Here is a 19,566-nt window from a genome sequence, read left to right as displayed (position 1 = left end):
GCCCGCCCCGGCCGCCGCGCGTCGCGACCTGAGCGGCCCGCCCAGGCCGCGGCGCGTCCCGTCCTGAGCGGCAAGCTCAGCGGCCGCCGCCCGCCGGGCGGCCGATCAGCATCGTCGGGGCTCCCGCGACGCGGGTGAGCAGGACCGTCGCCGCGTTCGGGCCCTTCGGCTTCACCTTGCGGCGGATCTCCTCGGGTTCGACCGCCGAGCCGCGCTTCTTCACCGTCAGGGTGCCGACCTCGCGCTCTCGCAGCAGGGCCTTCAACTTCTTCAGGTTGAAGGGGAGTTCGTCGGTGATCTCGTACGCGGCGGCGTACGGCGTCGGGATCAGTCCGTCCGCCGTGACGTACGCGATCGTCTCGTCGATCAGGCCGCCGGCCAGCTCCTCGGCCACCTCGGCGACGAGATGCGCGCGGATGACCGCGCCGTCCGGCTCGTAGAGGTAGCGGCCGACCGGGCGGACCGCCGGGTCGGGGAGGCCGCGGCCGACGAGGCCGGCGCCCGACGGGAGCAGGGTGGCGCGGCGGGCGCCCGGCTCCGTGCCGAACCAGAGGACGGCCTCCTTGACGTCCCCGCCGTCCGAGATCCATTCGGCCTCGGCCTCCGCGGGGACCGCCTCGTGCGGGATGCCGGGGGCCACCTTGAGCGCCGCGTGCGGGGCCTTGCGGGCCGCCTCGACCGCCCAGGAGAGCGGCGGGGAGTAGGCCTCGGGGGCGAAGATCCTGCCCCGGCCGCCGCGCCGCGCCGGGTCGACGAAGACCGCGTCGTACGGGGTGGTGTCGATGTCGGTGACGTCCGCGCACCGCACCTCGATGAGCTCCGTGAGCCCGAGCGCCTCGGCGTTGGCGCGGGCGACCTCCGCCGTCAGCGGGTCGCGGTCCACGGCGAGGACCGAGATCCCGGCGCGGGCGAGCGCGATCGCGTCGCCGCCGATCCCGGAGCAGAGGTCGGCGACGCTGCGGACCCCGAGCGCCTTCATCCGGCCGGCCCGGTAGGTGCCGACCGAGGCGCGCGTCGACTGCTCGACGCCGTTCGGCGTGAAGTACATCCGGTACGCGTCCTCCGCGCCGAACTTCGCCACCGCCCGCTGCCGCAGCCGCGCCTGCCCGACGGCCGCCGTCACCAGCTCGGCGGGGTGGTCGCGGCGCAGCCGGGAGACGATCGCCAGCTCCTGGGCGGGGTCGTGGTCGCGGAGGGCCGTGAGGAGCGTCTGCCCCTCGGGGGTGAGCAGCGGGGCGAAGGAGGCGAGGTCGGTCACCCGTCCCATTGTGGGCCCTGCGGTGCTGTGGGCCGGCCGGGGGACCGGGGGCACGTACGGCGGTGTCGTGCCCGTGAAGGGGCCTCCGCGCTGACAGGATGCGGCGCCATACGACTCGTACGACAAAAGGACTAAACGATGGCAAAAGGTGTGCACGGTTCCTCCCGGGCGCTCGGGGCGGTGCTCGTCGTCGCCGCCCTCGCCTCCGCCGCCACCGGCTGCTCCGGAAGCGCCGAGCCGGAACGCGGCGCGCCCGCCCCCGCCCCCGCCGCCGGGCAGCAGGCGCGGGCCCAGGAGCAGGGCGCGGCCGGCGCCCTCAACGCGTACGTCGAGAAGGTCCACAAGCAGCGCGCCGCCCGCGTGCTCGCCGCCAAGAAGTGGGGCCTCGCCAAGCCCCCGCTCGAAGCCCCGGCCCCGCCCGCCGTCAAGCCGAGGATCACCACCCGCAAGGGCTTCGAGACCGACGGCGAGGACCTGCCGCCCGTCTTCACCACCGTCCCGACCAAGCAGAAGATCGTCTTCCTGACGATCGACGACGGCTCGGAGAAGGACCCCGAACTGCTGCGGATGATGAAGGAGCTGAAGATCCCCTACAGCGCCTTCCTCAGCGACTACGTCGTCAAGGACGACTACGGCTACTTCGCCCGGATGCAGAAGTCGCAGGAGGCGGGGGTGTCCCTGCACAACCACACGCTCAACCACCGCTACCTGCCCGGACTCTCGTACAAGCAGCAGAAGCGCGAGATCTGCGGCATGCAGGACGTCATCGAGAAACGATTCGGCACCCGGCCCCCGCTGTTCCGCCCGCCGTACGGCAACTACAACGAGGACACCCTGCGCGCCGCCAGGACGTGCGGCGTCAAGGCCGTCCCGCTGTGGGCGGCGGAGGCCTTCCCCGACCACATGGAGTGGCGCGAGTGGGACCGGGACCTGCACCCCGGCGACATCGTCCTCACCCACTTCCGGGGCAAGGACGACTGGAAGGGCAGCATGGCCGACATGGTCCGCCGGGTGATGAACGTGATCACGGCCAAGGGGTACGCGGTCGCGAAGCTCGAGGACTACGTGTGAGCGGACGGCGGGCGCTGCCCCTCCTGGCCGCCGTCCTCGTGCTGGGGCTGACCGGCTGCGCCTCGACCGTGGACTCGATCGAGCGGCTCGGCCGGAAGGCCGTCGAACGCGTCGGCACCCGCGGGGCGGAGCCGGCCGCCGCGGCCGACGATGCGCCCCGGCGGCCGGAAGCGCACCGCCACGGGTGAGGAATTGGCACTCCGCTTGACCGAGTGCTAATCGCGGTCATAGTCTCGGCCCTGGCACTCACCACTGGAGAGTGCCAACAGAGCGACGGGCAGGTCCGGCACCCGCGACGACGGATCCACCTGGTCGCCACCTCAGACAGTTAACCCCGAGATCTCCGAAGGGGGAGGTCGGATCGTGACGACCACCAGCTCCAAGGTTGCCATCAAGCCGCTCGAGGACCGCATTGTGGTCCAGCCGCTCGACGCCGAGCAGACCACCGCCTCTGGCCTGGTCATCCCGGACACCGCCAAGGAGAAGCCCCAGGAGGGCGTCGTCCTGGCCGTGGGCCCGGGGCGCTTCGAGAACGGCGAGCGTCTGCCGCTCGACGTCAAGACCGGCGACATCGTGCTGTACAGCAAGTACGGCGGCACCGAGGTGAAGTACAACGGCGAGGAGTACCTCGTCCTCTCGGCTCGCGACGTGCTCGCGATCGTCGAGAAGTAATTCACCGAAGTATCTGAAGCAGATGCTTTGAGCTGCGCCCCTTGACCCCGCACCGGGCGTCCGGGGGCGCGGTTCGTTCCACCCCATTCCGAGAGGGCTGAACCGCTCCCATGGCGAAGATCCTGAAGTTCGACGAGGACGCCCGTCGCGCCCTTGAGCGCGGCGTCAACAAGCTTGCCGACACGGTGAAGGTGACGATCGGCCCCAAGGGCCGCAACGTCGTCATCGACAAGAAGTTCGGCGCCCCCACCATCACCAACGACGGTGTCACGATCGCCCGCGAGGTCGAGATCGAGGACCCGTACGAGAACCTCGGCGCCCAGCTGGTGAAGGAGGTGGCGACCAAGACCAACGACATCGCGGGTGACGGCACCACCACCGCCACCGTGCTCGCCCAGGCCCTGGTCCGCGAGGGTCTGCGCAACGTCGCCGCGGGTGCCTCCCCGGCCGCCCTGAAGAAGGGCATCGACGCCGCCGTCAAGGCCGTCTCCGACGAGCTGCTCGCCACCGCGCGCCCGATCGAGGACAAGTCCGACATCGCCGCCGTCGCCGCGCTCTCCGCGCAGGATCAGCAGGTCGGCGAGCTCATCGCCGAGGCGATGGACAAGGTCGGCAAGGACGGTGTCATCACCGTCGAGGAGTCCAACACCTTCGGCCTGGAGCTCGACTTCACCGAGGGCATGGCCTTCGACAAGGGCTACCTGTCCCCCTACATGGTGACCGACCAGGAGCGTATGGAGGCCGTCCTCGACGACCCGTACATCCTGATCAACCAGGGCAAGATCTCCTCGATCCAGGACCTGCTGCCCATCCTGGAGAAGGTCATCCAGGCCGGCGCCGGCAAGCCGCTCCTGATCATCGCCGAGGACGTCGAGGGCGAGGCCCTGTCGACCCTGGTCGTGAACAAGATCCGTGGCACCTTCAACGCCGTGGCCGTCAAGGCCCCCGGCTTCGGTGACCGCCGCAAGGCCATGCTCGGCGACATCGCCACCCTCACCGGTGCGACCGTCATCGCCGAGGAGGTCGGCCTCAAGCTCGACCAGGCCGGCCTGGACGTGCTCGGCACCGCCCGCCGCGTCACCATCACCAAGGACGACACCACGATCGTCGACGGTGGCGGCGACTCGTCCGAGGTGCAGGGCCGCGTCAACCAGATCAAGGCCGAGATCGAGTCCACGGACTCCGACTGGGACCGCGAGAAGCTCCAGGAGCGCCTCGCGAAGCTGGCCGGCGGCGTGTGCGTGATCAAGGTCGGCGCCGCCACCGAGGTGGAGCTGAAGGAGAAGAAGCACCGCCTCGAGGACGCCATCTCGGCGACCCGCGCCGCGGTCGAGGAGGGCATCGTCTCCGGCGGTGGCTCCGCGCTCGTCCACGCCGTCAAGGTCCTCGAGGGCAACCTCGACAAGACCGGTGACGAGGCCACGGGTGTCGCGGTCGTCCGCCGCGCCGCCGTCGAGCCGCTGCGCTGGATCGCCGAGAACGCCGGCCTCGAGGGCTACGTCATCACCTCGAAGGTGGCGGAGCTCGACAAGGGCCAGGGCTTCAACGCCGCGACCGGCGAGTACGGCGACCTGGTCAAGGCCGGCGTCATCGACCCGGTGAAGGTGACGCGCTCCGCGCTGGAGAACGCCGCCTCGATCGCCTCCCTCCTCCTCACCACCGAGACCCTCGTGGTGGAGAAGAAGGAAGAGGAGCCGGCGGACCACGGCCACGGCCACGGTCACGGCCACTCGCACTGACGCGTGCCGTAGCTGATCACCGAGGCCCGGTGCCCCCGTCGCGGGGGCACCGGGCCTCGGCGTCTTCCCGCTACTCCTCCACGGCTGTCTTCCCGCTATCCCTCCACGGCTCCGAGCTGTCCCATGAGCCCGAGCATGTCGTACTGCCACCACCCCTCGACGATCTTCCCGTCGTCCCGGAAGCGGTGGATGATCATCCCGGTCATGGTCACGTCCATACCGGTGGGCTGGAGCCCCAGGAAGTCGCCGTTGTGGGTCGCCTTCCAGGTCCAGCGGGTGCAGACCCGGTCGCCCTCGGCGATCTGGTCGTCGACGGTGAAGGCGAAGTCGAAGCCGCCCCGCCACATCTCCACCTCGCGCCGGAACGCGTCCATGCCGATGGTGTCCTGGGCGTTGGCCGGATTGCGGAAGTGGCACCCCTCGGCGAGCAGCTCGTCGAGCAGCGCGAGCTCCGGCTCGGTCGCGATCATCTCCAGGAAGCGCCGGGCGTTGTTCTTGTACATCGCCTCGTCGCGGACCACGTCCAGGTCGGTGAACGTCGGCATCTCGTCACAGAGCGCCACCATCTCCCGGAAGATCCGGTCGGTCTCGGGAAGCTGCGAGTTCCGCATGGCCACGTCGTAGGACGGGAACTCCACGATCTCCACGAGATGCGTGGAATCGGCCCGGTCCTTGCCGAGAACGCTGTGCGTGGCGGTCCGCTTGCCCTTGGTCTGCTCGATCCACCGGTCCATGAGCCGGCTCATGTCGTCGATCCGGCTGGTCTTGAAGTCGATGATCTGCGTGAACGTCATGACGCCTCCCGACCCAGGTGGGATCTCTCCAGTCTAGGTTGGACGCATGGAGCGGGCAGGGGGAGAGCGGTCGGTCACGGTCGACAACGAAGCGGGCGTTGTCGTGATCGGCGACGGCAACCAGGTGGGATTCGGCACGGGGGCGACGGTCCGCTCGGCGTACCGGGAACAGGTCCGGCGCATCGCGCCGCCGGAACTCATCGGCCGTGAGGACGAGTTGGCCGAGCTCGCCGCCTTCTGCCGTACGGGGGACGGGTACCGGTGGTGGCGGGCGGACGCCTGGGCCGGGAAGACGGCGCTCATGGCCTGGTTCGCGCTCAACCCGCCGGCCGGCGTGCGGATCGTCCCCTTCTTCGTCACCGCCCGCCTCGGCTCGCAGAACGACGCCGTCGCGTACGTCGACGTGGTCCTGGAGCAACTCGCGGAGCTGGCGGGCGAGGGGATCCCGGCCCATCTGACCGCCGCCACCAAGGACGCCCACCTGTTCCGCCTCTACGGCGAGGCCTCCCGGGCCTGCGCCGCGCGCGGCGAACGGCTGGTCCTGCTGGTCGACGGCCTCGACGAGGACCGGGGCGTGACGACGGGCCCGGAGGCCCGCTCGATCGCGAGCCTGCTGCCCGCCTCCGGCCACGTCGTCGTCTCCGGCCGGCTGAACCCGCCACTCCCGGCGGACGTGCGGCCGGACCATCCGCTGAGGAACGCGGAGGTCGTACGGATCCTCCCGCCCTCCCCGCGGGCCCGCGCGATCAGGGCGGAGGCGGAGCGCGAGCTCAAGCACCTCCTGGCCGCGGGCGGTCTCCCGTACGAGCTCCTGGGGCTGGTCACCGCCTCGGGCGGGGGCCTGACGGCGGACGACCTCGCCGAGCTGACCGGAGACGTGCCCTACCGGGTGCGGGACCTGCTGCGCACCGGCCCCGGGCGCACGTTCGCGCTCCGGGACGAGGGCTATCTCCTCGCCCACGAGGAACTGGTCGTCCAGGCACGGGAGATGCTGGGCCCGCGCGAGCAGGAGCGGTGGCGCGGGGTCCTGCGCGGCTGGGCGGAGAGCCGACGGGCCAGGGGCTGGCCGGCGGACACGCCGGCGTACCTGCTGCACGGCTGGTTCACCATGCTGCGAGCGGCCGGCGACCCGGACGGGATGGTGGACTGCGCCCTCGACGCGGTACGGCACGACCGGCTGCTCGCCGCCACGGGCGGCGACGGGGCGGCGCTCGCCGAGATCGAGGCGGCGGGGGAGGCGCTGCTCGCGCGGGGCGATCGCCCGGCCCTGCTCACGGCCCTGCTGCGGCTCGCCCTGCGGCGGGCCGCGCTGCGGGACCGCAACGGCCAGGTTCCCGCCGGCCTGCCCGTCGCCTGGGCCGAGCTCGGCGAGCGGGACCGCGCGCTGGCGCTCGCGCGCGGACTCGCACCGCCGAACCGGATCCGGGCCCTGTGCGCCGTCGCCGAGCTGCTGCACGCCGACGGCCTGCGAGAACGCGCCCACGCCCTCCTGGACGAGGCCGACTCCCTGGCCCGCGCCGAACACCAGAGCCAGGAACGCCCCTTCGCGCTCTGGGCCGTCGGCGACTCCTGGCTCGCCGTCGGCGCCGCGGACAGGGCGGAGGAGGCCATGAACGCGCTATCGGGGCCGATCCTGCGCCGTCGTCCGCTGCTGGCCCTGGTGGCCTTCCGCTGCGGTGCGGGCGAGTTCCGACGTGCTCTGGGGGCGGTACGGGAGGTGAGGGAGGACCGGACCCGCGCCCTCGGCCACGCGATCGTCTGCGGCGCCCTCGCGGCATCGTCCCGCGCGCCCGAGGCCCTCGCCCTCGCCCGGTCGGAGCGGGGGTTCGGGAAGGCGCTGGGGTTGCTGCGGATCGCTGAGGCCCTCGGTACCGCAGCCGCCTCCCCGTCCCTCGGTACCGCCGGCGCCCTCGATCCGCAGGCGCCGACCCGGCCCGACCGGCTCGTTACCGAAGCGCTCGCCGTCGTGGCGGACGAGGCCCCCGCCGGCGGGAGCGAACTCGCCGCGGAGTTGATCACCGCTCTCGTGGCCGCCGGAGCCTCCGAGCGGGCCGAGGCGCTCGCCGTCGAGCCCGGGACCTCGCGGCACGGTGAGGCGATGCGCCTCGCCTTGGTCAAGGCGCTGGCGGAGCAGGGGGACCCGGGCCGGGCAGAGGGGCTCCTCGCCCTGCTCGTCTCGGAGAGCAGCCGGAGCCACGCCCGCGCCGCACTCGTCGAGGCCTGGGCGGAGCAGGACGCCGTCGACAGGATCCGTCCCGTTCTCGCCGCGCTGACCGACCGGTTCAGCCGCCCCCGCGCCGTACGGGCGGCCATCGGGGCCCTGGTCAGGACGGGGCACGTCGAGGAGGCCGAGGCGCTGGCCGCGAGCGAGCCGGACGTGGCCGATCCGCAGGGGGCGAGCCTGAAGGTGTTCCTCGCCCGTGCCCTCACCGCGGCCGGTCACCGCGAGCGGGCCGCCGCACTCCTCGGCCGGGTGGAGGAGACGAGCCGCGCGCCCCGGCACGAGGACGTCGCCCCCGTCCTCGCCGCCGTGGCGGAGGCGCTGGCCCTGGCAGGTCACCTCGCGCCCGCCCGACTCCTGACGGACGGCCTGGAGGCGGGGACGGACCGGGAGCCGCACCTCCTCCGGGTCGTCCGGGCCCTCCTGGCCACGGGCCGGTTCGAGGAGGCCGAGCTGCAGTCCCGGGGGGCACGCGTCAATCAGCGGGAGTACCTGGTCGGGCTGATCGCCCGCGCCCGGGGGGCCCAGGGACCCGACGAGCTGCTCCGGGAGTTCGGCCGGCCGGCCGCGCGACGCGGCTGTGTGCGGCTGAGCGGCGACGGCGTACCGCGCCCCCGGCTCCCCGCGCCCGAGACCGGGGTCCCGGTCGCGGAGGTGGAGAGGCGTGCGGCGCGCGCCCTGGCCCTGCACGGGGAGGGCCGGGACGACGAAGCGGCCCTGGAGCTGGACCGTGCGGTGGCCGCAGCGCGCGGGACCCTGCGGTCCACGGCGGTGCCGCTGGCCGCCGTGGTGGGGGCGCAGACGGTGCTGGGACGGCGGGAGGAGGCCGCGGAGCTGCTGGCCGAGTCGGCGTCGTTCCTCCGGTTCGCCGACGGGCGCCGCGAGGTGTCGTTCGTGGCGCAGGCGTATGTCGCGGCCGGTCGGTTCGACGACGCGGAGTCGCTGGTGGCGGAGGCGACCGCGGAGCTGACCGAGGAGACCGCCGCGCTGCGGCTCGACCTCGCGGAGGTGCTGGCCCGCGCCGGTGAGCACGGGCGGGCGGAGGCCCTTCTCGACGGGCTCGCGCGCGTCGGGCTCGCCCGGGCCAGGGCCTATGCGGTGCTGGCCCTGACGCACCCCGACCCCGGCCGCGCCCGCGAGATCACCGCGCTCGCCCTGCACGTGGGGCCCTGGTACGAGGCGCTGCCCGCCGTCCTGCACCACGAGCCCGACGCCGTCCCCCTGGTCCTCGGCGAGGCCGACCGCCTACGCCGAGCGCTGGAGGTCTGAGGCCCGTACCTCCTCCGCGAACGGTTCGCCCCGGACGTACCGCCCCACCTCCTCCAGCGCCTGGTCCGTCATGCGGTGGAGTTCGTTGCCGAGGGAGCCTGCCACGTGCGGGGTGAGCAGGACGTTCGGCAGGGTGTAGAGCGGGGAGTCGGGGGGCGGGAGCTCCGGGTCGGTCACGTCCAGGGTCGCGTGGAGGCGGCCCGAGGTCAGGTGGGGGAGGAGGGCCCGCTCGTCGATCAGGGAGCCGCGGGACGTGTTGATCAGGGTCGTTCCGTCGCGCATCGCCGCCAGTTGGGGCGCGCCGATCATGTGGTCCGTGGACGGGAGCTGGGGGGCGTGGACCGAGACGACCGTGCTGCGGGCGCACAGGTCGTCGAGGTCGGTGACCAGTTCCACGCCGGGGGGCGGGACGTCGACGTACGGGTCGTACAGGAGGATCTCGATGTCGAAGGGGCGCAGCAGGTCGATCACGCGGCGGCCGATCCGGGACGCGCCCACGATGCCGACCGTGCGGCGGTAGTTGCCCCAGGTCGCGGACTCGGTGAGCCAGGCGTGGTCGGCGCGGAGTTCGGCGTACCGCTGGGCCGAGCCGAGGACCCGCTTCCCGGCGAAGAGGATCGCGGCGAGCGTGTACTCGGCGACCGGCAGCGCGTTGGCAGCGGCGGCCGAGGTGACGCGCAGGCCGCGGTCCCAGCAGGCCTCGGTGATGTGGTGCTTGACCGAGCCGGCCGCGTGGACGACCGCCCGCAGGCGCGGTGCGCGGTCCAGGACGTCGGCGGTCAGCGGGGTCGCTCCCCAGCAGGTGAGGAGGATCTCGGCCTCGGCGAGCGCGGTGGTGGTCCGCGGGTCCCGGGACGTCAGGTCGTGGGCGACCAGGTGTGGGTCGGTGCGGGTGAGTGCGCCGAGGCGGGTGCGGTGGGTGTCGGTGAGGAGGCGTTCGGCCACGCCCTCGCCCATCGCGAGCAGCAGTGCGGGGCGGTTGTCAGTGGTCGGGTGCATCGTGGTACCTGAGCTCCTCACTTGACGCTGCCGGCCGTCAGACCGGCCTTCCAGTGGCGCTGGAGGGAGACGAAGGCGACGACGAGGGGGACGACGGCGAGCAGGGATCCGGTGACGACGAGGGGGTAGAAGTCGGGTTCGGCGTGGGCGTTGCTGTTCCACGCGTACAGGCCGAGGCTCAGCGGGTAGAGCTTCTGGTCCGACAGCATCACCAGGGGGAGGAAGAAGTTGTTCCAGACGGCGGTGAACTGGAAGAGGAAGACGGTCACGAAGCCGGGCATCACCATGCGCAGGCCGATGGACCAGAAGACGCGCAGCTCGCCCGCCCCGTCGATACGGGCCGCCTCCAGGGCCTCGTCGGGGATGTAGCCGGCGCAGAAGACCCGGGACAGGTAGACGCCGAAGGGGTTGACGAGGACCGGGACGAGCACGGCCCCGTAGGTGTTGACGACGCCGACCTCGCTGGCCAGGAGGTACATCGGCAGGGCGAGGGCGGTGGTGGGGACGAGCACGCCCAGGAGGACGAGGCCGAAGAGTTTCTCCTTGCCCCGGAAGTCGTAGACGTGGAAGGCGTATCCGGCGGCGACGCTGACGAACGAGCAGGCGAGGGCGCCGAGTCCGGCGTACAGCAGGCTGTTGGCGTACCAGTGGAAGTAGATGCCGTCGTTGTACTCGGCGAGCCGGGTGAGGTTGCCGCCCAGGTCGAAGCCCTCGAAGGAGAAGGCGTTTCCGGCGAGGAGACCGCCGGCGTCCTTGGTGGCGGCGGTCAGCAGCCAGACCAGCGGGAAGAGCATGTAGACGACGGCGAGGACGAGGGCGCCGTTGACGGCGGCCTTGGAGAGCCAGACGGAGCCGGTGCGGGGTCGGCCGGTCATGCCGTGCGCTCCTTCCCGGCCTTGCGGCGGCCCGTCATCCGCGTCACCGCGAACGACAGCAGTGCCGCCGTCAGGGCGAGGAGTACGGACGCCGCGGCGGCGAGTCCGTAGTCGTTGCGGTCGAAGGCCGCGGTGTAGGCGTACATGTTCGGCGTCCAGGTGGAGGTGACGGCGGAGCCCGTGCCCTTGTTGAGGATCAGCGGCTCGGTGAAGAGCTGGAGGGAGCCGATGATCGTGAAGAGGGCGACCATGGCGAGCGAGGCCTTGACGAGCGGGACCTTGACGGAGAAGGCGATGCGCCAGGCGCCGGCTCCGTCGACGGTGGCGGCTTCGAGGACGGAGCGGTCGATGGCCTGGAGGGCCGCGTAGAAGATGACCATGTTGTAGCCGAGCCATTCCCACAGCGCGATGTTGACGACGGAGGGCAGGGCGCCTTCGGGCGAGAAGAAGTCGAAGCCGATGCCTCCGGCTTCCATGGCCTGGACGACCGGGCTGAGCTGGGGTGTGTAGAGGTAGACCCAGATCAGCGCGGCGATGATGCCGGGGACGGCGTGCGGCAGGAACAGCGCGAGCTGGAAGAAGCGGCGGGCGCGGGCGAGCGCCGAGTCGAGCAGGAGGGCGAGGCCGAGGGCCCCGGCGAGCAGCAGCGGGATGTAGAGCAGGCAGTATCCGAGCAGGACGCCGAAGCCCTCGCGGAAGGCCCGGTCACCCAGCGCCGCGGTGTAGTTGTCGAGGCCGGTGAAGACGGTCTCGGTGCCGCCGAAGCCCAGTCCGGACTGCTTCTCGGTGAAGAGGCTGAGCCAGACCGCGTATCCGATCGGCACCACCATCACCGCGGTGAACAGCAGGAAGAAGGGGGTCAGCAGGATCGTGGCGGCGCGGGTGCGGGCCTTCATCCGGTCAGCCCTCGACCTTCAGGCCGCGCTTGGTGAGTTCGGCGACGGTGGCGTCGTGACCGGCCTTGACGGCGTCGGCGATGCCGGGGCCGCCCTGGGTGATCTTGCCGAAGTGGTCCTTGATGGTGGTGTTGGTGGTGCCGGTGGTCGGGCCCCAGGCCCAGTTCGGGCTGATGGAGGCACCCGCGGTCTCGAAGAGGGCGTAGATGTCCTGGCCGCCGTAGTAGCTCGCGTCGAAGGCCTTCTTGGCGACGGGGCGCAGTGCGGTGGCGGCGGGGAAGGCGGAGGAGGTGCCGGAGGCGATCCGGGCCTTCACGCCGGCCTCGGTGGTGGACATCCACTCGGCGAAGGTGACGGCCGCGGCCTGCTGCTTGCTGTCCTTGGTGACGGCGAAGGAGGTGCCGCCGAGCATGCCGCTGGCGGGCTTGCCGTCCCAGCTGGGCATCGGGGCGACGCCCCACTTGCCGTCCTGCTCGGGCAGGGTGCCCTTGAGGACGCCCGCGCCCCAGGAGGCGCCGAGGTAGCCGATGGTGGTGCCGTTCTTGAGGGAGCCGGTCCACTCGGGGCTGAAGGAGGCGTTCTTGTGGACGAGTCCGGCGTCGAGGAGGCCCTGCCAGTAGCCGGCGACCCTGGTGGTGGCCGCGTCGGTGGTGTCGATCTTCCAGGTGTCGTTCTCGGCCTTGAACCACTGGGCGCCGGCCTGCCAGGCCATCGCCTCGAAGGTGGTCGGGTCGTCGGGGAAGAAGGTGGCGATACGGGCCTTGGCGTCGGCCTTCTTGACCTGTTCGGCGGCCTTCTTGAACTCGTCCCAGGTGGTGGGGACCTGGACCTTGTACTTCGCGAAGAGGTCCTTGCGGTAGAAGAAGGCCTGCGGGGCGGCGTCGAAGGGGACGGCCCAGGATTTGCCGCCGAGGGTGGTGAGTTCGACGGTCTGCGGGAGCAGCTTGGCGCGGTCGGCCTCGGTGAACTGGCCGCCGATGTCCTGGAGGGCGCCGGAGCTCACGAACTCGGGGAGTGAGGAGTACTCGATGGAGACGAGGTCGGGGGCGTTGCCGGCCTTCACGGCGTTGGAGATCTTGGCGTAGCCGCCGGCGGTGCCGGAGGGGATCTCCTCGAACTTCACCTGGATGTCGGTGTGGGAGGCGTTGAAGGCGTCGACGACGTCCTTGGAGCCCTTGGCCCAGCCCCAGAAGGTGAGGGTCACGGGCCCGTTCGGCTTGTTCGCCGTGCTGTTCGCTGTGTCGTCACCGCTGCCGCCGCAGGCCGTGAGTACGGCGAGGGCGGTGGCGGTGCCGGCTATGACACGGGACGTTCTGCTCCAACTACGGGTCACGGCACGACTCCTGAAGGGCGGCGGCGGGGAGGTTGTGGCCGTGATCCTGTGACCGTTCGTGACCGAAGTCAAGAGCGAAAGATTGATTGATCGAAAAAAGATCAGACGTAAGTCGGCCGGGACTCAGCCGGAGGACGTCGTGCGCGCCCCGCACGAGTCCCGGACCCGCAGCCTCGGCAGCAGCCCCAGATGGCGCCGCGCCGCGTCCTCGTCCGCACCCTCCGTCAGCCGCTCCACCAGGAGTTCCGTCGCGTGCCGCCCCACCTGCCGCTTCGGCGGCGCGACCGCCGTCAGCGGGGTGTCGGCCAGCGCGGCGACCTCGTCGTCGTACGCGATCAGGGCCAGGTCCTGCGGCACCCGTACACCCAGCTCGGCGAGGCGCTGCACGATCTCGATCGCGTCCACGTCGTTGTGCACCAGCGCCGCGCTCGCCAGGCCGGACCCGACCGCCTCGTGCAGCGCCCGCACCGCCCGTTCGAAGCCCTCCGGATCCGCCTCGGCCGGTACGGAGTCGATGACCGGCCGGGGCTCCGAGAGGCCCAGGGTGCCCAGCGCCTCGGCGTACCCGGCGCGCACCGCGAGCGCGGTCGGCGAGTCCCGGCGCGCCACGAGCAACGGGGTCGCGTGGCCGAGGGCGAGCAGGTGGCGCAGGGCCAGCAGGACGCCGTGGGCGTGGTCGGAGGCGACCCGGTCGAGGCCGTCCAGCGGACTGCCGGGTTCGGCCCGGCGCTCCAGGAGCACCGCCGGTACGGGGAGTTCGGCCAGCCAGTCCCCGTACGCGCGCCGGTCCTCGGGTCCTCGCCAGCCCGGTGCGACGAGGACGCCCTCGGCACCGGCCGCGAGCAGCCCCTCGGTGCGGGCCCGGTCCTCCTCGGGCCGGTAGTCCGATACGCGCAGGACGAGCCGGGCGCCGGCGCGGGCCGCCGCCTCGTGCGCACCGCGGATGACCTCGGCGAAGTAGTACGTGGCGGAGGGCGCGAGCAGCCCGAGGACCAGGCCCTCACCGGTCCGTCCGCCGCCCGGGGCGCCCCGCCGCTCGGGCCAGGACACCTGGCCGTGCACCCGGTCGAGCAGTCCCCGGCCGGCCAGGAGTTCGACGTCCCTGCGGGCGGTGACGGGGGAGACCCCGAGCCGCTCGGCCAGTTCGGCGACGCGGGCGGTGCCGCGCTCGCGCACCAGGGCCAGCAGTCGGTCGTGTCGTTCGGCAGCACTCTCGCGCACGGCGCAGTTCCCCCTCGCGGTGGTGGTGGTTCCCCGACCTTAGATCACCCGCGGCCCCCGAATGATCGAACGGAAGAAAGTTCGATCATTCGCTCCGATTCTCTTGACGTCCGATCGGAGCCTGTCCAGGATTCCCGGCGACGGAGTCGTCACCGCGGGGAGCCCGAGAACGTTCCCGAGCGAGCCCCGGGAACCTCAGGGAGCATCATGCCCACGCCGCCCGAGAACCGTGAGCTCAGCCCGTACACCGGCTGGACCCGCGCCCACTGGGAGGACACGGCCGACCGACTCCTCCTGGCAGTACGCCCGTTCGCCTCCCCGCGGCACGGACTGATCGACCTGCCGGGCCCCCGGCCCAGCTGGTCCGGAGCTCGCTCCGACGGCCTGGAGGGCTGGGCCCGCACCTTCCTCCTCGCGGCGCTCCGGGTCGCGGGCGCGCGGGGCGAGGACCCGCACGGGCATCTCGACCGGTACGCGGAAGGCCTCGCCGCCGGCACCGCGAAGCCCGGACGCGCGGACGAGGACTCCTGGCCCCTCACCACCGGCACCCGGCAGGCGATCGTCGAAGCCGCCTCCGTCGCCCTCGGCCTCCGCCTCACCCGCCCCTGGCTCTGGGACCGGCTCGACGACCGCACCCGCGAGCAGGTCGTCGACTGGCTCCGCCCCGCCCTCGGCCCCTCGCCCGTCGACAACAACTGGTGGCTCTTCGGCCTCACCGTCGCCGGCTTCCTCCAGGACGCCGGCGTCGACACCGACCGGGCCGCCGCCACCGTCGACCGCTCCCTCGCCCGGATCGAGGACTGGTACCTCGGCGACGGCTGGTACAGCGACGGCGACAACCGCGCCTTCGACCACTACAACGCCTGGGCCCTGCACTTCTACCCGGTCCTCCACGCCCACCTCGCCGGGGACCGGGCGCTGCTCGACCGGTACGGGCCCCGCCTGCGCGCCCACCTCGACGACTACGTCCACCTCTTCGACGCCAACGGCGCCCCGCTCCCGTACGGGCGCTCCCTGATCTACCGCTTCGCCGCGGCCGCCGCCCCCTGGCTCGGCAGCCTCACCGGGCACACCCCGCTCACCCCGGGCGCCACCCGCCGCCTCGCCTCCGGGACCCTGCGGTACTTCCTCGACCGCGGCGCCACCGGCCCGGACGGGCTCCTCACGCTCGGCTGGCACGGCCCGTACGCGCCGCTGGTCCAGGAGTACTCGGGCCCCGGCTCCCCGTACTGGGCGTCCAAGGGCTTCCTCGGCCTCCTCCTGCCCGCCGGGCACCCCGCCTGGACCGACCGCGAGGAACCCCTGCCGGCCGAACGCGCCGACACCGTCCGCTCCGTCGCCCCGGCCGGGCTGCTCGTCCAGACCACCGCCGCCGACGGACTCGTACGCCTGCACAACCACGGCAGCAACCATGTGCACAGCGCCGAGGGCGGCGAGGACGACCCCGGTTACGCCCGCCAGGCGTACGCGACCCGTACGGGACCCACCACCGGGCCGGCCCCCGCCGACAACCACTTCGCGCTGCTCGTCGAGGGGAGGCCGACCAGCCGGGGCCCCGCCGCACCCGCCGGCACCGGCCCCGGCTGGGCCGCCTCGCGGCACACCCCGTGCCCCGGCGTCCGGGTCGTCTCCGCGACCCTCGCCCACGGCCGCGCGGAGGTCCGCGCCCACCTGGTCCTCGGCGCCCCGGACGGGACGCCCGTACGGCAGACGGGCTGGGCCACCACCCACGGCGGGCCGCACGCGCAACTGCACCCGGTGCACGGCTATCCCGAGGACCATGGAGCCGCCGTGCCCGCCGCCGAACTCCCCACCGGGGAGACCCTCCAGGGGCCCGGCAGCCGCACCCTCGCCCTGCACGGCGCGACGAGCGGCCCGGCCACCCTCTTCGTCGCGCTCGCCTCACTCACCGCCGAGCCCGCCCCGGCCCCCGTCACGGACCTCGCGGCCGTCCGGGTCACCGGCCACACCCTCCATGTCACCTGGCAGGACGGCGCCACCACGCGACTGGACCTCGACGCTACTTAGGCCCGTACTTCCGGCCCGCCTTGGAGGAGACCCCGCCCAGGAGCCCGCGCGGCGCCAGCTTCACCACACCCATGAGGGCCTTGTAGCGGGGGTCGGGGATCGACAGCGACTTGCCCCGGTCCAGGTCGGCGAGCGCCGCCGTCACCAGCTTGTCCGCGTCGAGCCACATCCAGCCCGGGATGTTGTCCGTCCCCATCCCGGCCCGCTCGTGGAACTCGGTCCGCACGAAGCCGGGACAGAGCGCCATCAGCCGTACGCCGCTGCCCGCCAGGTCCCGCGCAGCGCCCTGGGTGAACTGCACGACCCAGGCCTTCGACGCCCCGTAGGTGCCGCGGGGCACGAAGGCCGCCACCGAGGCGACGTTGACCACGGAGCCCCGCCGGCGCTCCTTCATCGAGGCGGCGGCCGCCGAGGTCAGCCGCAGCACCGCCTCGCAGTGCACCGTGAGCATCTTCAGCTCGTCGGCCATGGACACCTCGAGGAAGCGGCCCTTGTTGCCGAAGCCGGCGTTGTTCACGAGCATGTCCACCGGCTGCTTCGGGTCCGAGAGCCGGGCCTCGACGGCGGCGATGCCCTTCTCCTCGGCGAGGTCCGCCGCGAGCACCTCGGCCTCGATGCCGTGGCGGTCGTGCAGCTCCGTCGCCTGCTCCCGGAGCCGCTTCACGTCCCGGGCCACGAGCACGACATCGTGGCCGTCCGCGGCGAGCCTCCGCGCGAAAGCGGCCCCGATGCCCGCGGTGGCGCCCGTAATCAGTGCAGTCGTCATACGGGCACGGTAGTGCCACGGCGGAGACGCTCTTGTCCGCGTACCGCCGACCAGACGCGGGCTACGCGCGCGCGTACTTCTCCGCGTACTGGCGTGCGAGCGCGAGAAGGCCGGACTCCATCCACTCGGCGGCGACCAACGTGCGGGGCAGCAGGGTGCGTTCGGTGGTCGCGGCGCGGTGGAGCAGTGCGACGGTGATGTCGTGGTCGGGCCGGTGGACGACCGTGATCGGGTCGCCGGCGCGGATCTCGCCCGGCACGATCACCCGCAGCAGCGCGCCGGGACCGGCCTCGGACTGCGTGAACCGCTTGACCCAGCCCTTCTCCTCCAGGAAGCCAGCGAACGTACGGCAGGGGATGCGGCCGCCGGTGACCTCCAGGACGACCTCCTCGCCGATCCGCCAGCGCTCGCCGATCAGGGCGCCGTTGACGTCGAGGTCACGGGTCGTGAGGTTCTCGCCGAAGGAGCCGTCGGCGAGCGGGCGGCCGAGCTCCTGCTCCCACCGGTCCAGGTCCTCGCGCGCGAAGGCGTACGCGGCCCGGTCGTCGCCGCCGTGGAAGCGCAGGTCGCAGACGGTGTCCCCGGCGAGGCCGCTCTTGCCGACGCCGGGCGCCCCGGGCGCCTCGATCCGGACCGGCCTCTCGACGGGGCGCTTGTCGATGGCGGTCAGGCCGGAGGCGGCCTCGGTGTAGTCCACGGCCTTGGCGCGGCCCACATTCACACTCAGCAAGGTCATGTGGGCACTTTACGGGCACTCGCCTCAAAGCTGGAAGCGGAAAAGTGGGACGTCACCCAAGATTCGCTTATGCTGGAGTCCATGATCGAGGCTCGTCATCTCCGCGTCCTGCGCGCCGTCGCCGCCACCGGCTCCTTCTCGGCCGCCGCGCGCGAACTGGGCTGCACCCAGCCCGCCGTCAGTCAGCAGATGAAGGCCCTCGAAGGCTCCGCCGGTACGCCGCTGCTGATCCGTACGGGCCGCGAGATGCGCCTCACCGAGGCCGGCGAGGTCCTGGTCCGCCACGCCTCCGGCATCCTGGCCGGGCTCACCGCCGCGGAGGAGGAGGTCGCCGCGATCGCCGGGCTCCGCGCGGGCCGGGTCCGGCTCGTCTCCTTCCCCAGCGGCAGTTCCACGCTCGTCCCCACCGCGCTCGCCGCGCTGCGGGCCGCGCACCCCGGCACCCGCGTCTCGCTCGTCGAGGCCGAACCGCCGCGCTCGATCGAGATGCTCCGCGAGGGCGACTGCGACGTGGCCCTCGCCTTCCGGTACGGCGGCGGGGCGTCCGGCCGGCAGGCCGACGGGCAGGCCGAATGGGACGACCTGGTCGTCCGCCCGATCCTGGCCGACCGCCTGGTAGGCCTGGTCCCCGAGGGGCACCGGCTCGCCGGGGCCGGTTCCGTGGGCATGGCCGAACTGGCGGGCGAGTCGTGGATCGCGGGCTGCCCGCGCTGCCGCCGTCAGCTCGTCGACGTGTGCGAGGAGGCGGGCTTCACCCCCCGTATCGACTTCGCCACCGACGACTACCCGGCCGTGGTGGGGCTGGTCGGCGCCGGTCTCGGCGTGGCCGTCCTGCCGGAGCTGGCCATCGAGTCCGTACGGCCCAGGGGGGCGCGGACCGTGGCCGTGGAGCCCGCCGTGGAGCGGGAGATCGTGGCCCTGACACTGCCCGACCTGGCGAAGGTGCCCGCCGTCGCCGCCACGCTCGACGAACTGACCCGGGCCGCCACGCGCGCGTAGGACGCCGCCAGGCGCGCGTGGGCGAGGCTCCGGTCGGTGGTGCTCCGGTCGGTGGTGGTCCGGCCGGTGGTCCGTTCAGGTCGGGTGCTTAGTTGAGGAAACGTTCCTTCACGTGCGCTCCACAATCGGCCGGCCTGTCGCCGACGCCGATGTCGTCATGGATGTCACGGAAGCCGCGGACGCGACCGACGCGGTCGTCGGTGCCGTCGTGATCAGGCGATTGCGCGCGCGTCCCATGAGCTCTTCGCGTTCGTCCTCGGTGAGGCCGCCCCATACGCCGTAGGGCTCCCGGACGGCGAGTGCGTGTGCCGCGCACTCCGCACGTACCGGGCACCGCATGCAGACCTCTTTCGCCGAGTTCTCACGCGCACTCCGTGCCGCGCCGCGCTCTCCCTCGGGGTGGAAGAACAGGGAGCTGTCGACGCCGCGGCAGGCCGCGAGCAGTTGCCAGTCCCACAGATCGGCGTTGGGTCCGGGAAGGCGGGAGAAATCTGCCATTGCGCTTGTCCCCTTGAAACCGTGTCGAACGGATAGGTGGGCGGGTGGATGGCTGATGGCCGGGGCTCCTCGCGGCCCCGTGGGTCCGGGTCGGTACACCTACTGTCTAAGTAGATGTAAATATGACTCATTGCGAATCTAGCCACAGACACTGCGAAAAGGGAAGAAATCCCGCTAAATGGGGCATAGCT

At 72.4% G+C, this 19,566-nt stretch carries 17 protein-coding genes; 7 read left to right on the top strand and 10 right to left on the bottom strand.

All coding sequences use genetic code 11. The features are described from left to right. Positions 1–76: 76 nt before the first annotated feature. On the bottom strand, positions 77–1,267 hold the full coding sequence (locus ACIP84_RS27140) for a methyltransferase domain-containing protein (protein ID WP_401801053.1): 1,191 nt from the start codon (positions 1,265–1,267) through the stop codon (positions 77–79). A gap of 129 nt (positions 1,268–1,396) precedes the next feature. Here ACIP84_RS27140 and ACIP84_RS27135 point away from each other — a divergent pair, with 129 nt between their 5' ends. From ACIP84_RS27135 to groL, 4 genes are all read left to right on the top strand, one after another. Continuing rightward, complete coding sequence (locus ACIP84_RS27135; RefSeq protein ID WP_401801051.1) at positions 1,397–2,329, top strand: polysaccharide deacetylase family protein; 933 nt, start codon at positions 1,397–1,399, stop codon at positions 2,327–2,329. Then, positions 2,326–2,517, top strand: a complete 192-nt coding sequence (locus tag ACIP84_RS27130; RefSeq protein WP_401801048.1) for a hypothetical protein — start codon at positions 2,326–2,328, stop codon at positions 2,515–2,517. The genes ACIP84_RS27135 and ACIP84_RS27130 overlap by 4 nt, the downstream gene beginning before the upstream one ends. 175 nt (positions 2,518–2,692) lie before the next feature. Continuing rightward, complete coding sequence (gene groES / locus ACIP84_RS27125; protein ID WP_017239619.1) at positions 2,693–3,001, top strand: co-chaperone GroES; 309 nt, start codon at positions 2,693–2,695, stop codon at positions 2,999–3,001. A 110-nt stretch (positions 3,002–3,111) separates the two neighbouring features. Next, entirely contained in the window at positions 3,112–4,740 is a 1,629-nt protein-coding gene (gene groL / locus ACIP84_RS27120; RefSeq protein ID WP_055601340.1) for a chaperonin GroEL, read from the top strand. 95 nt (positions 4,741–4,835) lie between these two features. Here groL and ACIP84_RS27115 read toward each other — a convergent pair whose 3' ends face one another. Further along, positions 4,836–5,534: an ester cyclase gene (locus ACIP84_RS27115; protein ID WP_401801044.1), complete on the bottom strand. Its 699-nt coding sequence runs from the start codon at positions 5,532–5,534 to the stop codon at positions 4,836–4,838. Between the two features lie 46 nt (positions 5,535–5,580). Between ACIP84_RS27115 and ACIP84_RS27110 the strand changes: the two genes are divergently transcribed. Then, a complete protein-coding gene (locus tag ACIP84_RS27110) occupies positions 5,581–9,024 on the top strand; it encodes a hypothetical protein (RefSeq protein ID WP_401801041.1) in 3,444 nt (1,147 codons plus the stop codon). On the opposite strand, the gene ACIP84_RS27105 is transcribed toward ACIP84_RS27110, so the two are convergent. The 5 genes from ACIP84_RS27105 to ACIP84_RS27085 form a co-directional block, all read right to left on the bottom strand. Continuing rightward, positions 9,001–10,023, bottom strand: coding sequence for a hydroxyacid dehydrogenase (locus tag ACIP84_RS27105; RefSeq protein WP_401801036.1), 1,023 nt, complete (start codon positions 10,021–10,023; stop codon positions 9,001–9,003). The two genes, ACIP84_RS27110 and ACIP84_RS27105, sit on opposite strands and share 24 nt — an antisense overlap. Before the next feature lie 17 nt (positions 10,024–10,040). Further along, positions 10,041–10,898, bottom strand: a complete 858-nt coding sequence (locus ACIP84_RS27100) for a carbohydrate ABC transporter permease (RefSeq protein ID WP_355966002.1) — start codon at positions 10,896–10,898, stop codon at positions 10,041–10,043. Next, complete coding sequence (locus tag ACIP84_RS27095; RefSeq protein WP_266968427.1) at positions 10,895–11,794, bottom strand: carbohydrate ABC transporter permease; 900 nt, start codon at positions 11,792–11,794, stop codon at positions 10,895–10,897. Before ACIP84_RS27095 ends, ACIP84_RS27100 begins: the two co-directional genes overlap by 4 nt. 4 nt (positions 11,795–11,798) lie before the next feature. After that, on the bottom strand, positions 11,799–13,127 hold the full coding sequence (locus ACIP84_RS27090; protein WP_401801032.1) for an ABC transporter substrate-binding protein: 1,329 nt from the start codon (positions 13,125–13,127) through the stop codon (positions 11,799–11,801). A 123-nt stretch (positions 13,128–13,250) separates the two neighbouring features. Then, positions 13,251–14,348: a substrate-binding domain-containing protein gene (locus tag ACIP84_RS27085; protein WP_401801029.1), complete on the bottom strand. Its 1,098-nt coding sequence runs from the start codon at positions 14,346–14,348 to the stop codon at positions 13,251–13,253. A 207-nt stretch (positions 14,349–14,555) separates the two neighbouring features. Between ACIP84_RS27085 and ACIP84_RS27080 the strand changes: the two genes are divergently transcribed. Continuing rightward, the gene (locus tag ACIP84_RS27080) at positions 14,556–16,376 is read left to right on the top strand and encodes a DUF2264 domain-containing protein (RefSeq protein ID WP_401801027.1); all 1,821 of its coding nucleotides are present in this window, start codon (positions 14,556–14,558) and stop codon (positions 16,374–16,376) included. Here the strand turns inward: ACIP84_RS27080 and ACIP84_RS27075 are convergent. Beyond that, the gene (locus ACIP84_RS27075) at positions 16,369–17,142 is read right to left on the bottom strand and encodes an SDR family oxidoreductase (protein ID WP_055602935.1); all 774 of its coding nucleotides are present in this window, start codon (positions 17,140–17,142) and stop codon (positions 16,369–16,371) included. The two genes, ACIP84_RS27080 and ACIP84_RS27075, sit on opposite strands and share 8 nt — an antisense overlap. A gap of 61 nt (positions 17,143–17,203) precedes the next feature. Continuing rightward, positions 17,204–17,878: an MOSC domain-containing protein gene (locus tag ACIP84_RS27070; protein ID WP_401801024.1), complete on the bottom strand. Its 675-nt coding sequence runs from the start codon at positions 17,876–17,878 to the stop codon at positions 17,204–17,206. Between the two features lie 81 nt (positions 17,879–17,959). Between ACIP84_RS27070 and ACIP84_RS27065 the strand changes: the two genes are divergently transcribed. Further along, on the top strand, positions 17,960–18,877 hold the full coding sequence (locus ACIP84_RS27065) for a LysR family transcriptional regulator (protein WP_355965983.1): 918 nt from the start codon (positions 17,960–17,962) through the stop codon (positions 18,875–18,877). A 108-nt stretch (positions 18,878–18,985) separates the two neighbouring features. Here ACIP84_RS27065 and ACIP84_RS27060 read toward each other — a convergent pair whose 3' ends face one another. Further along, complete coding sequence (locus ACIP84_RS27060) at positions 18,986–19,375, bottom strand: WhiB family transcriptional regulator (protein WP_355965980.1); 390 nt, start codon at positions 19,373–19,375, stop codon at positions 18,986–18,988. Positions 19,376–19,566 lie beyond the last annotated feature (191 nt).

The organism is Streptomyces sp. NPDC088707 (genome assembly GCF_044752725.1).
Taxonomy (GTDB): domain Bacteria; phylum Actinomycetota; class Actinomycetes; order Streptomycetales; family Streptomycetaceae; genus Streptomyces.
This window is presented reverse-complemented; position numbering and strand designations above follow the sequence as displayed.

Excerpts from the sequence above, each read along its gene's own strand:
- ACIP84_RS27095 (WP_266968427.1), bottom strand. The coding sequence starts at position 11,794 with ATGAAGGCCCGCACCCGCGCCGCCACGATCCTGCTGACCCCCTTCTTC.
- ACIP84_RS27080 (WP_401801027.1), top strand. The coding sequence starts at position 14,556 with ATGCCCACGCCGCCCGAGAACCGTGAGCTCAGCCCGTACACCGGCTGG.
- groL (WP_055601340.1), top strand. The coding sequence starts at position 3,112 with ATGGCGAAGATCCTGAAGTTCGACGAGGACGCCCGTCGCGCCCTTGAG.
- ACIP84_RS27135 (WP_401801051.1), top strand. The coding sequence starts at position 1,397 with ATGGCAAAAGGTGTGCACGGTTCCTCCCGGGCGCTCGGGGCGGTGCTC.
- ACIP84_RS27075 (WP_055602935.1), bottom strand. The coding sequence starts at position 17,142 with ATGACGACTGCACTGATTACGGGCGCCACCGCGGGCATCGGGGCCGCT.
- ACIP84_RS27100 (WP_355966002.1), bottom strand. The coding sequence starts at position 10,898 with ATGACCGGCCGACCCCGCACCGGCTCCGTCTGGCTCTCCAAGGCCGCC.
- ACIP84_RS27140 (WP_401801053.1), bottom strand. The coding sequence starts at position 1,267 with ATGGGACGGGTGACCGACCTCGCCTCCTTCGCCCCGCTGCTCACCCCC.
- ACIP84_RS27070 (WP_401801024.1), bottom strand. The coding sequence starts at position 17,878 with ATGACCTTGCTGAGTGTGAATGTGGGCCGCGCCAAGGCCGTGGACTAC.
- ACIP84_RS27115 (WP_401801044.1), bottom strand. The coding sequence starts at position 5,534 with ATGACGTTCACGCAGATCATCGACTTCAAGACCAGCCGGATCGACGAC.
- ACIP84_RS27110 (WP_401801041.1), top strand. The coding sequence starts at position 5,581 with ATGGAGCGGGCAGGGGGAGAGCGGTCGGTCACGGTCGACAACGAAGCG.
- ACIP84_RS27060 (WP_355965980.1), bottom strand. The coding sequence starts at position 19,375 with ATGGCAGATTTCTCCCGCCTTCCCGGACCCAACGCCGATCTGTGGGAC.
- ACIP84_RS27105 (WP_401801036.1), bottom strand. The coding sequence starts at position 10,023 with ATGCACCCGACCACTGACAACCGCCCCGCACTGCTGCTCGCGATGGGC.
- ACIP84_RS27065 (WP_355965983.1), top strand. The coding sequence starts at position 17,960 with ATGATCGAGGCTCGTCATCTCCGCGTCCTGCGCGCCGTCGCCGCCACC.